The organism is Candidatus Magnetaquiglobus chichijimensis, assembly GCF_045865675.1.
Lineage (GTDB): Bacteria > Pseudomonadota > Magnetococcia > Magnetococcales > Magnetaquicoccaceae > Magnetaquiglobus > Magnetaquiglobus chichijimensis.
The window spans coordinates 1,765,245-1,781,698 of the sequence record NZ_BAAFGK010000004.1; the positions used below are offsets into that span (position 1 = coordinate 1,765,245).

Sequence of the window (16,454 nt, forward strand, 5' to 3'; positions counted from 1 at the left end):
TCACTATGAAACAACCGATCAGATTCTCATGGGTCCTCTCTTCGCTGCTCCCCCTGCTGCTCTCCCAAACGCCGCCCGCCCTGGCCGCCGGGGGCCTCCAGGAAGAGATCTTCAAAACCATGACACCCACCCCGGAGGAGAAGATCGGTCCCTGGCCCATCATGGACGCGGTGAAAATCTCCCTGGAGAACGAAAGCAACGCCGATGTGATCATGGCCAAGGGGATGCGCGAAGTGGCCGCCGGTGAGTACCAGGAAAAGAGCGGCGCCTTCAACCCCACCCTGAACATCACCGTGGACAACGGCCAGTCCATCACCCCGGTCCCGCCGTGGGTGAACGACCAATACAATGCCCTCAAGCTCCAGGAGAACGCCCTGCCCGGCGCTTCGGCACCCGCCCTGATCCGCGCCCTGAACGCCAAGGCCGCCACGGACCCGACCAACTTCACCGCCACCGACTTGAAGGATCTCATCGAACTCAAGGAGATGGCCGGTGGACTGCGCTCCCTCTACGATGCCGGCCTCGAAAAGAACAAACACGAAAGCACCGCCACCGCCTCCCTGAAGCAATACCATCGGGTCGGCGTGATCACCGAGCTTAAAGCCACGGCCATGCGCACCGATCCGGTCAACTACTACGACATCGCCTCCCAGGGCGCCGGGGCCACCAACATCGGCATCAGCGAACTGCGGGTCATCGTCCCCCTGCTGCGCAACAGCGGCTCGGATGCCTTTCAGGCCACCGTGGACGAAAAGGACAAGAAACTCGGCTACGAGGCCAAGCAGCAAGAGTACCGTCACGCCGTCTCCAACCGTATACGCACCGTGGCCAAGGCCTACTGGGACTACAAGGCGGCCATGGAAAAGCAGGATATCCTGCGCGTCTCCGAAAAAATGGTCACCAACTGGGCCGAAGCCGCCAAGGATCGCGCCACGGCGCGCGGCAATCGCGGCAACAAGGATGAGGTGAACACCCTGTCCGCCCGTCTGGCCGCCGAGTCGCTGGCCGTCGAAGAGGGCAAATCCAAGGTCTACGAAACCAAGAACACCCTGGCCGAGGCCATGGGCCTGTCGGTGGAAGAACTGAGCGCCAAGGGGTATCCCGCCGAGGAGTTCCCGAAGATCTCCGCCAATTTCGAAGACAAATCCCTCATCAAGCGCCTGATGCAGACCGCCCAGGGCGAACGCGCCGACCTGAAAGCCGCCAAACTGGTCGAGGATCAATCCAACGTCCAGCTCACCAAGGCCAAAAAGGATCTCATGCCCAAGCTGACCGCCGACGGCACCGTGGGCATGATGGGCGGGGATGTCTCCGGCTCGACGCTGAACAACGTCGGCAAGGGGTTCACGGACAACACCGTCTCCCCCAACTGGAAGGTGAGCATGATCTTCGAATACCCCTTCGGCAACGATGCCGCCGAGGGGATGGTCAAGCAGCGCAGCATGGCGGTGATGCGTGACTCTATGCTGTTGGAAGAGAAGACCCGCACCGTGCAGATGAGCGTGAAGAAAAGCCTGAACGATCTCAAGCACGCCATCCCGAGCGTGGAGCTGGCGCAAAAGTCGATCCGCAACTACTGGCCGAGCGTCGAGGGTTCGCTGGAAAAATACAACGCCCAGCGCGATCGGGTCACCCTCACCACCCTGATGGATCTTCTGAGCCTCGAAGAGAAACTCAAAGACGCCCTCACCAAGAACATCGACGCCAAGAGCACCCTGGCCAAATCGGTGGTCGATGTCCGGTTCACCACCGGCACCCTGTTGCCCCCCGGCGAGATCGACAACTTCGTGGTGGAGAAGAAGGCGATCCTCACCCTGCCGTAAGCCTGGCTTTTCAAACGCACCAAACCAAACGGGGAGTCCGGATCATCCGGGCTCCCCGTTCGTGTTTTCAGACCGTTCTCGCCACGATCGCATCCCGCCGTCGCGCATCCATCCGTGGGGCATCCCTCCGTGGGGCATCCATCCGTGGGGCATCCCTCCGTGGTGCATCCCGTCGCGCATCCCTCCGTGGGGCATCCCTCCGTGGGGCATCCCTCCGTGGGGCATCCCTCCGTGGGGCATCCCGTCGCGCGTCAATCCGTGGTGCTGCCGATCGGGGGAGCGCCCAGATTCTGTTCCAGGGCCTGCACGGCGGCAAAGGCGGCCATGTTCACCAACCCCCGAACCGACACCGTGGAGATCATCACATGGGCCGGCAGGGCGGTTCCCAACAGGATCGGACCCACGCGAATCCCGTTGCCCAGCGTCAGCAGCATGTCGCAGGAGATGTTGGCCGCGTCCAGATTGGGCATGATCAGCAGATTGGCCCGTCCTTTGAGTCGGGAACTGGGAAAGATCGCCTCGCGGATCTCGTCGCAGAGGGCGGCATCGGCGCGCATCTCGCCATCGGCCTCCAGGTTCGGATCCATGCGGTGGATCAGGGTCAGGGCGTCGCGCATCTTGGTGGTGTGCGGGGCGCGGTAGGAACCGAAGTTGGACGAGGAGAGCAGCGCCGCCCTGGGGGTCAGACCGAAGCGACGCAATTGTCGTGCGGCGCGCAGGGTCATCTCCGCGACCTGCTCGGCGGTCGGATCCGCGATCACGTTGGTATCGGAGATGAAAAAGGTACCCGAATCGAGGATCACCCCGCTCAAGGCGGTGAAGTGGCCCACCCCGGCGGCGCGTCCGATCACGTCGCGAATCACCCGCAGATGGTCGCGAATCCGTCCCGAGGCCCCGCACAGCATCGCCTCGGCATCCCCCCGGCGGGTCAGCAACGCGGCGGTGATGGTGGAGGAGTTGACGATCTCGCCACGGGCAATGTCCGGCGTGACCCCGCGCCGCTCCATGAGGTGGAGATACTCCTCGGCCAGGGCCTCGGTACGGGAATCGGTGGCCGGATCCACCAATTCGTAGTCGTGATCCCGCTGCATGCGCAGACGCAGTTGCTGGATCTTGGGAAGAATCACCTCGGCGCGTCCCACCAGGATGGGACGACAGATTCCCTCGGCGATCATCTCGTCGGCGGCATGCAGCACCCGCTCCTCCTCGGCCTGTGCCAGGGCCACCCTTTGGCGCGGATAGCGCCGGGCCCGTTCGAAGATCGGGCGCATCACCTGTCCGGAGCGGAACACGAACTCGGAGAGCTGCTGACGATACGCCTCGAGGTTGGCGATTGGGCGGGTGGCGACGCCGCTCTCCATGGCGGCCTTGGCGGTGGCGGAGGCCACCTCGACGATCAGGCGCGGATCGAACGGTTTGGGGATCAGGTACTCCGGACCGAACTGAAGATTCTCCTCGGCATAGGCGATGGCCACGGTATCGGGCACGGTGTAGCGTGCCAGATCGACCAGGGCCTGCACGCAGGCGCGCATGATGGCGCCGGTGACGCGCGAGGCGCCCACGTCGAGAGCGCCGCGAAACAAAAAAGGAAAACAGAGGACGTTGTTGACCTGATTGGGATAGTCCGACCGTCCCGTGGCGATGATGGCATCCGGGCAGACGCTTCGGATCTCGTCCGGGGTGATCTCCGGGGTAGGATTGGCCAGCGCGAACACCAGCGGTTGCGGAGCCATGGTCTGGACCATGGCCGGGGTGATGGCGCGGGGACCGGAGAGTCCCAAAAACAGATCCGCGCCGACCATGGCCTCGGAGATGTGACGGACCTTGCGGCTGGTGGCATAGACCCGCTGTTCCGGGGAGAGGTCGGTGCGATCCACATGCAGCACGCCGCCCAGATCGGAGACGGTGATCTGGGAGAGCGAGACCCCCAGCTCCACCAGGAGGTTCAGACAGGCGATCGCGGCGGCGCCCGCGCCGGAGACCGCCACATTGATCTCGTCGAGCCGCTTGTTGACGCAGTGCAACCCGTTGATCACCGCCGCGGCCACCACGATGGCGGTGCCGTGTTGATCGTCGTGGAACACCGGAATCTTGAGGCGTTCGCGCAGTTTGGATTCGATCATGAAACACTCGGGGGCACGGATGTCCTCGAGGTTGATCCCGCCGAAGGTAGGTTCCAACGTGGCGACGATCTCCACGAAACGGTCCGGATCCCGTTCGTTGATCTCCAGATCGAACACATCGATGCCGGCGAATTTCTTGAAGAGGGCCGCCTTGCCCTCCATCACCGGTTTTCCGGCCAGGGGACCGATGTTTCCAAGCCCGAGCACCGCCGTGCCGTTGGTGATCACGCCGACCAGGTTGGCCCGTCCGGTGAGTTCTGCGGCCTCGGCGGGATTGGCGATGATCGCCTCGCAGGCGGCGGCGACACCGGGTGAATAGGCCAGCGACAGATCCCACTGGGTGGCCATCGGCTTGGTGGGCACCACCGAGACCTTGCCCGCCGGCTTGGCGCGGTGGTAGGCCAGCGCGCTTTCTTTCAGATGTTCGTCCATGATTGTGCGTCCATGAAATTCAGGAAGGTCGATCCGATCCCATTCCCGCCAGATCGCGTTGGAACCGGGCCTGGAAACGCTCTTTCTGCGCCGGGGTCATCAACAGATCCCCCTGGCCGCTCTTCCCCTGGCGGATGAACGAGGAGAGCTGATAGCCCCGATCCAGGGCCAGACCGGTGGTGTGGTCGAACTGGGGCTCATGTTTTTTCATGAAGGCGAACCCGCACCGTTCGGCGATCACCGGGATCCGTTCCGGATCGAGCGACAGACCGCAGAACTCGGCCACGCGGCGCACGGTGCCCGGCAGATCGGCGATCACCGCCTCGTAGCGCAAAAACAGCACGTTCGGATCCTCGCGATGTTCCCACCAGCCGCGCACATGGTCGAACCAGGATTGGAACTGCACCTCCCCGCGCATGAACCGCTCGAAGAACTCCTCGAAGCTGCCTCGAAACGACAGGTGCGAGCGGTAGAAGTGGAAATAGGAGACCAGCACGTCCTGGCCGTCGCGCATCACGTAGATGTATTTCCCGCGTTTTTTCGGGGTGTCCGCGTAGGCCAGATGGCACTTGAAGACCCGAGGCGAAGGCATGGCGTTGAAATAATCCATGGCGGCCTGCGGATTGGACATGATGCGCCGCTCGAACCAGGGGACCACCATGCCGATGTGCTGAAAATCCATGTTGCCGTCGGTGGTCATCTGGTAGAGCATCATCTGGGTCAGCGTGGTGCCGGAACGGGGATAGGTGACGACGAAGATGTCGTCGGGCCGATCCTCGAGTTCATAGGCCACGGTGCGTTTCAGATCGATCTGTACCGCGACGGTCTCCAACAGCTCGGCCAGTCCGCGCAGGGCGCCACTGACCCCACCGATCAGGCGATTGGCGGTGCGCTGAAAAAGGGTGTTCATCCCGGTGTTTCCATGGTGCGTTGGGGAGAGTTGTGCATCCGGTAACGCCGGGGGACGAGACTCCCCCGGCGGGAACGACGCGCCTGTCCGGTTCACGACAGGCGCCACGGCGTATCACAACGGCTTGGTCAGGGTCAGGGCGACGATCGAGCCCTGCGGACGATCCTCGGCGCCGAACTCCTTGATGGCCCGCAACGACACCACACTCTTCAAGAAGGGGACGGTCGCCGACACCTCGGGGCCGATGCCGAACACCCGATCGTGCACGGAGGGATCGCCCACCGCAGCGGAACCCCTGTCATCGGTCACCTGCCACTGGGCATAGCCGGCCAGACCCAGCTCCACCAGATCGCTCACCTTGCGACCCACGCCCCACTCGAAATGGAAGTCGTCGCCCAATCGCAGATCGGTATCATCCTTCTTGGAGTGGATCTCGTAGCGGGAGAGCAGCGACATGGACCAGAGTTTCTGGGCATCCGGATACCAGGTGCCGCCCAGGGTGAGCATGAGGGTGTAGAAATCCTTGCCCGGCGAGGCAGGATTGGTTTTGTCGTAGCGTCCGGTGGGCAGGTAGGCCCCGACCGCCGCCGCCGCGTCCCACTGGGCGCCATGCCAGGAGAGCAGCAACGGTTCGAGGGTGATGTCGCCCAGGCCGAACCGGTCGAAGTCCAGGCCACCGCCGACGTTGTTCAGGTCCAGATCGGTATTGACCAGCGGCACGATGATGTCCATGCCGTAATCGGCGCCCAGGAACTTGTTCGGGGTCATCCAGATGAGCCGGTTCACCGTGGCGACCACATCCAGATCGAGCCCGACCGGCTGGTTGTTGCCTTGGTTGTCCTTGAGTTTTGTGGCGCTGTAGACGGCGTTGTACCACCGCCAGTAGAGTCCGGGCGGCGGCAGGGAGGCAGCCTTGATCCCCTCCACCCCATGCACGTAGTGTCCCTGTTCCCCGGCGGCCCGGGCATCGGACTGCAACGCAAGACCGGTGGCGCACACCCCGGCCAATGCCATGGTTTTGAATCGGTTCATGATCACGCCTCGCGCTCCGTTCGTTGCAATGAATAGAAGTCAGGAAATGGCTCGCGCCCATCCGGGTCAATTCCCAAGGGATCATCTTGCAAGATCGTTCCCCACCACGTCAATGGCACAAGTTCCCAACCCCTCATTCTCGGACGCATGGCCGGCATGGACATGTCATCGGATCCGGATCATGATGGAAGCTCCGATTCCCGCATCCGCCAAACCATCTTCCCAAAGGGGGCAATCATGGCCGAATTCACCATCACCGGCGAGATCGATCCGTTCTTGCATGTATCCCTGCGCCAGGGGGAGTCGATCCTGGCCGAATCCAACGCCATGGTGATGATGGAAGAGTCCCTGACCCTGGACGGCTCCCTGGGCAACCAGGGGGTTCTGGGGGCCATCATGCGCCGGATGGCCAACGAAGAGACCCTTTTTCAACAGAAGATCACCGCAAAAACCGGTCCTGGCGATGTGCTGCTGGCCGCGCCGTTTCCCGGAGGCATGCATCTGCTGGAGATCGGCCCCCGGCAGTTCAACCTGGCCGACGGAGCCTTTCTGGCCTGCGAGTCCGGGGTGACGGTGACGAACGCCATGCAGAGCCTGGGCAATGCCTTTTTCGGCGGCACCGGGGGATTCTTCATCCAGACGACCGAGGGGAAGGGAAAACTGGCCGTGGCCGCCTTCGGCTCGGTGTTCCTGCTCGATGTCAAGCCCGGCCAGCCGATCACCATCGACAACGAGCACCTCGTCGCCTGGGAAACCTCGCTCGATCACGAGATCACCACCCCCAACAGCGCCCGCGGCATGCTGGGCGGTCTGCTGAGCGCGGCCACCAGCGGCGAGGCGGTGGTGTTGCGGTTTTCCGGCCAGGGTCAGATCCTGCTCGCCTCGCGCAACAAGAAAACCCTGATCGCCTGGCTGGCCGAGAACCTGCCGACCCCCACGCGCGCATCCTGAAAACCAGGGGGTGCAGGATCCGGCAAATCAGCGATGGAGCGCGGCATGCGTGCAGGTTGGGAATCTTCGCCTTCTCCTTTCGAACCGGACAAGGCGCGTCAGGAGCGTCGCGACCGCATGGCGCGGATGATTCGGGACGAATTGACCGACATGCTCGGCGCCGCGCCCTCCAGCCGGGAGAGTTTCCATGACCTGGGGCTGAACTCCCTGCAACTGTGCCGATTGGGAAGCCGCCTCGCGGCAGACGCCGCCGTGGCCCTGCGTCACCCTTCGATCGACCAACTGAGCGATCATCTCTCCCAGGCCCCCTCCGCGCCGCATCTCCCGCCGCCCCCCGCCCCGCCCGCTCCGGGCAGCGGCATTCCCCAACTCTTCAACCAGCAGGCGTGCTTTGCCTGGCACGAAACCGCGACCGACTCCGCCTTCCTGCATCTGAGTCTGCCGATCCGGATCCTCTCCCCGGTGGATCCGATCGCCCTGGAAGGGGCCCTGCAAACCCTGATCACCCGCCATGCCGCCTTGCGGACCCGCTTTTACCGGCAGGGGGGCGAACCGGTGCAGAGGGTGGACGAAAACCGCGCCGTCCATCTGGAGACGGTCACCGTCCAGACGACCCCGTGGCCGGAGGTCACCGCCCGGATCCAGACGGCGGCGCGACGCCCCTTCGATCTGGATCGCGATCCCCTGGTGCGGGGCCATCTGTTCACGCGCGGCTTTCGCGATCATCTGCTGCTGATCGTCGCCCACCACATCGCCGTGGATGCCACGGCCTTCGCCATTCTGATCCACGAACTCTTTTCCGGTTACGCGGCGCGACTCGCCGGCGAACGCCCCCCCCCGCCCGCCGAGGGCTGGACGATGGCGGCGTTCGCCCAGTGGCAAACCGCCCGTCTGGCCGGGCCCGAGGGGGAACGCGCCTGGCGCCACTGGCGCGAACGGCTGGCACATGATCCACCCCTGGTCCACCTGCCCACCGATCACCCCGGCGGATCGCCCACCCGCCACCAGGGGGCGTGCCATCCCATCCACCTGGAACCCACCCTGGTACACGCGCTGCGCACTCTGGCGAAACGGAAAGGGGTGACACTCTACATGCTGCTGCTGGCCGGCCTCGGGATCCTGTTGCACCACGCCTCGGGACAGGACGACATCCTGGTGGCCACCCACACGCAGAATCGGGAGAGGCCGGAATGGGCCGATCTGGTCGGATACCTCGCCGACACGGTGGCGATCCGAACGAAAATCTCGCCGACCGACCAATTCCCCACCCTTTTGCAGCGGGTCCGGGAGACGGTGACGGATGCCCTGGCGTTTCAAGGGATTCCGATGAAGTGGCTTGAAGGGCGGCTGAAGCTCCAACGGGAGACGCTTTGCAACATCTGGTTCACCATGCTGCCGCTTGAGCTTTACGGCGACATGGCGCCGCTCTTCTCCGGGCGAACCGAATCCCCGATCGAACGCGGGGGGCTGCGTCTGATGGCCGCGCCCGATCTCCTGCCCGCCTGGCTGGGGGTGTGGTATGATCTTGAATTGGCTCTGCTGGAAGAGGCGGATGCGGTCTCCGGCACCCTGACCTACCGCACCGACCGGTTCGAAGCGAACACCATCGCGCGGCTGGCCAGAAATTTCCAAACCCTTCTCCAGACGATCGTGGCGCATCCGGACCAGACCATCCCCGAGCTGACGCGGGCCATCCCAAAGACGGCATGATCCCCCACGGCTTCTCCCCGATCGTCGAAGGACATGGCCCGTGGGCGTTTCTGGATAAGTAGACACGACCCCGACAGGTTGATACAATATGAACGACCTATCATGGAGTCCGCACAGATGACCGACAAGAACAATCCGCCACCCCCCTTTCTGCGCGGGCGCGTGGCCATGGTCACCGGGGGCGCCTCGGGCATCGGCCTGGCGGTTGCCCTGGCCCTGGCCGAGGCCGGCGCCAGGGTGGTGATCGGCTCACGTCACGCCTCGCGACGTTCCGGCCTGTCCGAACGGTTTCCCAACAGGGAGGCGATCCTGGTTCTGGATGTGGATCTCGGCACCACGGATCAGGTGGAATCCTTTTACCGCGCCTCGGTCGAAACCTTCGGCGCGATCGACATCCTGGTCAACGCAGCGGGCATTTTCCCGGAACACCCCCTCTCCGGTCATCCGGACACGTTGTGGGACGAGGTGCTGGAGGTGAACCTCAACGGCGTCTACCGCACCTGCAAACGGTGCCTGCCGGAGATGATCCGACGCCAATGGGGACGCATCATCAACATCGCCTCCACGGCGGCCTCGGTTGGAGCGGTCACCTATCCGGCCTATTGCGCCTCCAAGGCGGGCGTGGTGGCCCTGACCCGCTGCATGGCCCTGGAAGGGGCGGCCCACGGGGTGACCTGCAACGCGATCAGCCCCGGTTGGGTCGAAACCGACGCGGCGCGACGCGCCATCGCACAGACCGCCCGAACGGAAGGACGCGATCCGGTGGCCTGTCTGAACGAGATCAAACAGACCAATCCGCAACAACGGATGATTCAACCCGCCGAGATCGCCAACCTGGCGCTGTTTCTGTGCCAGGAGGGGTCGAAGGGGATCACGATGCAGGATCTCACCGTGGCGGCGGGCTCCTTGTGGTAACGACACGGCATGCACGAACGCCTTCCGGGGGGAGACGGCGCTCGAGATGGAACGCATGGTGGGGCAATGCAGGAACTCCCTGACGATCACACGATTTTGCACCTCTTCGAAAAACAGGTCGAACGCACCCCGAACGCGATCGCGCTGATCGACGGGGCGGTGTCGCTCTCCTATGCCCGGTTGAACCGGCTCGCCAACCACCTGGCCCATCGGTTGAACCACGGGGAGATCGGACCAGAACTGCCGGTCGGCATCTGTCTGGAAAGCTCGCTGCATCTGGCGGTGGGGTTGCTGGCCATCCTGAAATCCGGGCATGGCTATCTCCCCCTCGATCCCGCCTACCCCCAGGAACGCCTCTCCCACATGCTGGCGGACTCCGGTTGCCCGGTGCTGTTGACGCAACGAAAATTCCTCACCGCCCTGCCGACCCAGGCCTTGCGGGTCCACTGCCTGGAGGAAGAAGAAGCTCTCGAGACGCACGAACACCCGGACAACCCGGCGTCCCGCGTCACACCGGAGTCGCTGGCCTATATTCTCTACACTTCCGGCTCCACCGGCCAGCCCAAGGGCATCGCCATGCCCCACCGTCCCCTGGTCAACCTGATCCAATGGCAGATCGGCAACGCCGTTTCGCACGATCCCATGCGCACCCTGCAATTCACGCCGATCAGCTTTGATGTCTCCTTCCAGGAGTTCTTCTCCACCTGGTGTTCGGGCGGCACGCTGGTCACGATGCCGGCGATGCTGCGACGCGATGCGCGCGGGCTGTTGCGGTTCCTGGTGGAGCAGCGGATCGACCGGCTGTTTCTCCCCCCGGTCGCGCTGCATCAACTGGCGTTGGCGTCCATCGACACCGAGACCGTCCCCAGCGCCCTGCGAGAGGTGATCACCGCCGGCGATCAACTCCAGATCACCCCGGCCATCGTCGCGTTCTTCACCGATCTCACCGACTGCCGGCTGATCAACCAGTATGGCCCCTCGGAAACCCATGTGGTGACCGAATACCCCTTAAGCGGCCCGCCGGCCAACTGGCCCAAACGCCCGCCCATCGGGCGTCCCATCGCCAACAGTCAGATCCTGCTGCTGAACGACAAGCTCCAGATCGTGCCCAAAGGCGAGCGCGGCGAACTTCACATCGGCGGGCTGGTCCTCTCCAACGGCTACTGGCAACGTCCGGAACTCAACCGCGACCGCTTCATCCCCAATCCGCACGGTCCGGGCCGGCTCTACAAAAGCGGAGATCTGGCCCGTCTGCTTCCGGATGGTCACTACGAATTTTTGGGACGGCTGGATCATCAGGTCAAGATTCGCGGTTTCCGTATCGAGTTGGGCGAGATCGAATCCCGGCTCGCCCAACACCCGCTGGTGAGCGAAGCGGTGGTCGTGGCTCAGGAAGATGCCAACCATGACAGGCGGCTCATCGCCTATGTGGTACCCCGACTGGCGGCTGGCACCCCCGAAATCGTGCGCGCGGGCGAGGAGCACGTCCACCACTGGCAACGGATCTGGGATGAGGCCTATCGAACCGCAGGACAGGCCTGGGACGACGATTTCCATCTGGGAGGCTGGAACGACAGCTATACGGGGGGCACCCTGCCGGAATCCCAGGTGCGGGAGTGGGTGACCCTCGGCGTGGCGCGGATTCTGGCGTTGTCGCCGCGCCGGGTTCTGGAGATCGGTTGTGGCACAGGATTGTTGTTGTTCCGCATCGCGCCGGTCTGCGCCCGCTATGTGGGCACGGACATCTCCACCGCAGGAATCGAATTCATACGGCAACGGCTGCGCGCCAAGCCCTGGAGCGATTCGGTCACCCTTTTCGCGGCGGCGGCGGATAGCCTGCCTGCCATCGACCCGGTGGATACGGTGATCTTGAACGGGGTGATTCAGTTCTTTCCAGGAGTGGATTATTTTTTCAATGCCCTGGAAAAGATCCTGACCCTGGTTGAACCCGGCGGCCAGATCTTTCTGGGGGACATCCAAAGCCAGACGTTGCTGGAGATGTTCCACACCTCGGTCCAGCTGCATCAGGCCCCGGATCATCTCACCGTCGGCGAACTTGACCAGCGCATCCGCGCGCGCATGGCAGAAGAGAAAAAGCTGCTGTTCGGCCCGGAGTTCTTTGCCGCGCTGCCCGACCGTTTCCCCCGCATCAGCCAGGTGGAAATCCGGTTGAAACCGGGTCGGGTGGTCAACGAACTGACCCGGTTTCGTTTCGACGTGACCCTGCATGTGGAAAAACCGCGGATCCGGCCCACCCTGGAGCCGGTTTGGACCCCATGGCAGGAGGAGCGCGACTCCTGGGAGCGCCTGCGCCCGCACCTGACCGAAAACGCCCCGGAGTTTCATGCCATCTCCCAGGTTCCCAATGCGCGACTCTGGATGGATGCGCAGGCCATGCAGGCGTTGGCCTCGAGTGATTCCACCCGGACGATCGGCGCCTTGAAGGCAGACGCGCCTTCGGGTGGAATCGAGCCGGAGGCGTGGTCGGACCTGGTGGCGGAGCTGCCCTATCGGGCCCATGTGTGCTGGTCGGATGCCGGACACCCGGGCCATTACGACGTGCTGCTGCAACGCACCGACTCGCCGGTCATCGTCCATGCCGGGCTTTTTCCCGGTTTGCGGACGGTGCATGCCGGAACGTGGACAACCGCCACCAACAACCCCCTGAAAAGCCGCGAGGCCCTGGTTCCCAAGCTGCGTCACTACCTCAGGCAGAATCTGCCCGACAGCATGCTGCCCGCGGCATTCGTCTTCCTGGAGTCGTTCCCGCTCACCGCGAGCGGCAAGGTGGATCGACGCCGCCTGCCCCTGCCCAAGCCGGAACGCCCCGCGCTCGAACACCCCTTCATCCCGCCCAGAACCGCCACCGAAGAGAAGCTGGCGGCGATCTGGGCCGAAATCCTCAACATCCACCCCATCGGCAGGACAGACAGCTTCTTTGATCTGGGGGGCCACTCCCTGTTGATCATGCCGCTGCTCGCGCAGGTGCGCGATGGCTTTCAGGTGGAAGTACCGCTCACCCGGCTGTTCGAAACCCCGACCATCGCCGGATTGGGAGCGGCCATCGATGACGCGCCCCAGGACGATGCCCCCCGAACCACCTTGTCCGCGGTCACGGTTGGTGAACTGCAATCCCTCGTCCACCTGCCCGAAGAGATCCGCGCCCATGAAGCGTCCGCGCCGCCGATCTTCATGCCCGAACGGATCTTTCTGACCGGAGTCACCGGCTTTCTGGGGGCTTTTCTGCTCGATGAACTGCTGCGCCAGACTCGGGCCCAGGTTTACTGTCTGGTGCGTGGCTGCAAGACGCCGGGAAAGGCCAGACAGCGCCTGTTGCACCATTTCAAGCATTACGGACTGGTCGATCTCACCGATGATCACACACTCAACCCACGCATCATTCCGGTGCCCGGCGATCTCTCCCTGCCGCGTCTGGGGTTGAGCGAGGCGGAATTCGCCACCCTCGCCCACGAAATCGAGGTGATCTACCACCTGGGAGCCGAGGTGAATCTCCTCTACCCCTTCCCGGCGCTCCAGGCGGCGAACGTCGGGGGAACCGTGGAGATTCTCCGTCTGGCGACCCGGCACAAAACGAAACCGGTTCATTATACATCCACCCTCGGCCTCTTCGAATCCGCCGAATTCGTGAACCATGCCGGCATTCCGGAAGCGATGCGGCTGAAGGCGGATACGCCCATCCACGGCGGTTATGCCCAGAGCAAATGGGTGGCCGAACAACTCCTGAACGAGGCGCGCGCGCGTGGCGTGCCGGTTTCGATCTACCGCCCCGGCGGGGTGATCGGTCACAGCCGCACCGGCCACACCGACACGGACAGCATCGTCATCGGCTTGTTGCGCCACTTCCTGCGCCAGCGAGCCATCCCGAATCTGGAAGTGCCGATGGACATGGTGCCTGTGGATTACGTGTGCCAGGCCATGATTCATCTGTCGCTGCACGCCGCCACGCCGGAACGGGTGTTCCATCTGGTTCATCCCGATCCGATCTCCCTGCCCGGTTTGGCGGCGGCCCTGAATGAACTGGGCCATGCCGTGACCTTGACCGATTATTCCGCCTGGTTGGCCCAGTTGCAGGGGCTGGAGATCCACGCTGCGGAGAATCTGTTCGGTCCGATTCTGTCCGTTCTCACCGGTGGCATGGCCGGAACCGATCTGAGCTATTTCGAGACCTCCTCCATCGGCATGCGTTTCCGGTGCGACAACGCCTTGCAGGGCTTGTCCGGCAGCCGCATCACCTGCCCGCCCCTCGACAAGGAACAGCTGCGGATCTATCTGCATTTCTTGCAGACCCGTTTTCCCTCCATTCACCCAAGATCGGAGGCAGACCGGTCATGATCTGGTTTGGTGCCGTCATTCTGGGCGCTTCCATCGTAGCCGCCGTCAAGGCGCGCCAGGCCAATCGCCTCCGCACGCCCCCTCCCAACTCACCGCCCAAGAGTACCGGGAAAAAAACGTCCGCCGCCCAGCCGCCCAGCCAGCCTCCCGCGGATGGGGTGGAGGTCGATGAAAACAGGGCGCGTCAGACCCATGAAAAGATCGTCAATCAAAACCTGACCGCCGCCGGCAGCTCCCTGGCTCTCTCCGTTCTGAGCAACGTGGCCGGCGTTCCGATGCTCGACAAACTGGCCATTCCGGGTCTCATCTACGTCGGCACTCCCCTGACCGAGGATGGTCTGCGCGCGATCTTCAAGGAGAAGAAAATTCGCGCCTCCATCCTGGACATGGTATCCATCGCCGCGATGCTGGGAACCGGCAACATCTTCGCCTGCTCTCTGGCAGTCACGCTGTTGATGGGCAGCGACAAGCTGCTCCTGAAAACCCGTGACGACTCGCGCAAGAAAACCATCCACATGTTTGTGAAGCAACCCAAACAGGTTCTCATCCTGCGCAATCACATCCAGTGCGAAATCCCCATCGAACAGGTCAAGGTTGGGGATACGGTGATCGTTCATGCCGGGGAGTACATTCCCACCGATGGCATCATCCTGCAGGGGGATTGCAGCGTGGACCAGCATCAACTCACCGGCGAGGCCAAACCGGTCGAGAAAACCGTCGGCGCGTTGGTCTTCGCCGGCACCATGCTGATCTCCGGACGCATCCACTACCGGGTGGAGAAAGCCGGGGAAGATACGGTGATCGCCCAGTTGGGCGAGATCCTCAATCGAACCGCCAACTACGAATCCGCCATCCAGTCGCGCGGCGAGACCATCGCCGACAAGGCGGTCCTGCCGACCATCGTCATGAGCGGCCTGGCCCTGACCGCCGGCATCCCCCAATCCCTGGCGGTCCTGAATGCCGGTTTCGGCTACAACATGCGCCTGATCGCACCGCTGGGCATGTTGAATTTCCTCACCATTGCCGCCAACGAGGGGATTCTGATCAAGGACGGACGTTCCCTGGACCTGTTGGGCAAAATCGATACCGTGGTCTTTGACAAGACCGGCACGCTGACCCTGGTGGAGCCGGAAATCGTCCAGATTCGCCCCACCGACTTCCATCCCGAACACGAGATCCTGCGTTACGCCGCCGCGTGCGAGTACCGTCAGACCCACCCGATCGCCAGGGCGATTCTTCAAGCCGCCAAAGAACGCCACATCGACCTTCCCCCCACCGAGAACATCCAATATGAGGTAGGCTACGGCATCCAGGCGGAATTCGAGGGCCAGGTGGTCAAGGTCGGAAGCAACCGGTTCATGCAAATGGAGGGGATCGCCACGCCGGCGGATCCGCATGGCCATGCCGACAATGGCGGCGAACCCGGTTCATCGTTCGTTTATGTGGCGGTGAACGACCGGTTGTCGGGCATCATCGAACTGCGGGTGAAGGTGCGCCCGGAGGTCAAATCCCTGATCAAGGTGTTGCACGAGCAGGGCAAGCAGTTGGCCATCGTTTCCGGGGACCATGAGCAGCCCACCCGAATGCTCGCCCGGGAGCTGGGCATCGAGCGTGTTTTCGCCGAGGTGCTCCCCGAGGACAAGGCCAACCTGGTCATGCGCCTGCAACAGGAGGGGCGTTCGGTCTGCTTTGTCGGCGACGGCATCAACGACGCCATCGCCTTGAAAAAGGCCCATGTTTCGGTCTCTCTATCCGGTGCCACCACCGCGGCCAGGGACTCGGCGCAGATCGTGCTGATGGGAGGGGACTTGAACCAGTTGCTGCCTTTGTTTGAACTGGGCGCCGAGTTCGACCGGAACATGAACGCCAGTTTCATGACCACCCTGGTACCTGGTCTGGTTTGTGTGGGGGGTGCCTTCTTCCTGCGCTTTGGGGTACTGACCTCGATCATGCTCTACAATACCGGGTTGGTGGCCGGGGTTGGCAATGCCATGTTGCCTCGTTTGAAGCGGATCGGGCATACGGATCAGACCCAAGGATAACCGAGCCTTCAGGGTCCGACTGTCGCAGGGGACCGGGGACCGCAAGATGCCCCCTCGCTGTCGGGGACCGCAAGGTACCCCCTCACTGTCGGGGACCGCAAGGTGCCCCCTCACTGTCGGGGACCGCAAAGTGCCCCCTCACTGTCGCAGGGGACCGGGGACC

9 protein-coding genes and 1 pseudogene are annotated in these 16,454 nt (G+C 63.4%); 7 read left to right on the forward strand and 3 right to left on the reverse strand.

What is annotated here, in order from left to right:
- Positions 1-5: 5 nt before the first annotated feature.
- Positions 6-1,823 (forward strand): TolC family protein, encoded by a 1,818-nt coding sequence (locus ACOY6C_RS11715; protein ID WP_420905659.1) that lies wholly within the window; start codon positions 6-8, stop codon positions 1,821-1,823.
- Between the two features lie 140 nt (positions 1,824-1,963).
- Positions 1,964-2,056, forward strand: a pseudogene (locus ACOY6C_RS11720) (pentapeptide repeat-containing protein); the annotation flags it as partial.
- Positions 2,057-2,074: 18 nt separating this feature from the next.
- Here ACOY6C_RS11720 and ACOY6C_RS11725 read toward each other — a convergent pair.
- The 3 genes from ACOY6C_RS11725 to ACOY6C_RS11735 all read right to left on the reverse strand — a co-directional run bounded on the left by ACOY6C_RS11725 (position 2,075) and on the right by ACOY6C_RS11735 (position 6,320).
- Positions 2,075-4,378, reverse strand: coding sequence for an NADP-dependent malic enzyme (locus ACOY6C_RS11725; protein ID WP_420905660.1), 2,304 nt, complete (start codon positions 4,376-4,378; stop codon positions 2,075-2,077).
- A 19-nt stretch (positions 4,379-4,397) separates the two neighbouring features.
- Entirely contained in the window at positions 4,398-5,288 is an 891-nt protein-coding gene (locus ACOY6C_RS11730) for a sulfotransferase domain-containing protein (protein WP_420905661.1), read from the reverse strand.
- Positions 5,289-5,402: 114 nt separating this feature from the next.
- Entirely contained in the window at positions 5,403-6,320 is a 918-nt protein-coding gene (locus tag ACOY6C_RS11735) for a SphA family protein (protein WP_420905662.1), read from the reverse strand.
- A 237-nt stretch (positions 6,321-6,557) separates the two neighbouring features.
- Here ACOY6C_RS11735 and ACOY6C_RS11740 point away from each other — a divergent pair, with 237 nt between their 5' ends.
- From ACOY6C_RS11740 to ACOY6C_RS11760, 5 genes are all read left to right on the forward strand, one after another.
- On the forward strand, positions 6,558-7,271 hold the full coding sequence (locus ACOY6C_RS11740) for a TIGR00266 family protein (RefSeq protein ID WP_420905663.1): 714 nt from the start codon (positions 6,558-6,560) through the stop codon (positions 7,269-7,271).
- Positions 7,272-7,316: 45 nt separating this feature from the next.
- Entirely contained in the window at positions 7,317-8,981 is a 1,665-nt protein-coding gene (locus tag ACOY6C_RS11745; protein ID WP_420905664.1) for a condensation domain-containing protein, read from the forward strand.
- A 117-nt stretch (positions 8,982-9,098) separates the two neighbouring features.
- Positions 9,099-9,896, forward strand: coding sequence for an SDR family NAD(P)-dependent oxidoreductase (locus tag ACOY6C_RS11750; protein WP_420905665.1), 798 nt, complete (start codon positions 9,099-9,101; stop codon positions 9,894-9,896).
- A 66-nt stretch (positions 9,897-9,962) separates the two neighbouring features.
- The gene (locus ACOY6C_RS11755; RefSeq protein WP_420905666.1) at positions 9,963-14,249 is read left to right on the forward strand and encodes an amino acid adenylation domain-containing protein; all 4,287 of its coding nucleotides are present in this window, start codon (positions 9,963-9,965) and stop codon (positions 14,247-14,249) included.
- A complete protein-coding gene (locus ACOY6C_RS11760) occupies positions 14,246-16,291 on the forward strand; it encodes a heavy metal translocating P-type ATPase (RefSeq protein WP_420905667.1) in 2,046 nt (681 codons plus the stop codon). The genes ACOY6C_RS11755 and ACOY6C_RS11760 overlap by 4 nt, the downstream gene beginning before the upstream one ends.
- Positions 16,292-16,454 lie beyond the last annotated feature (163 nt).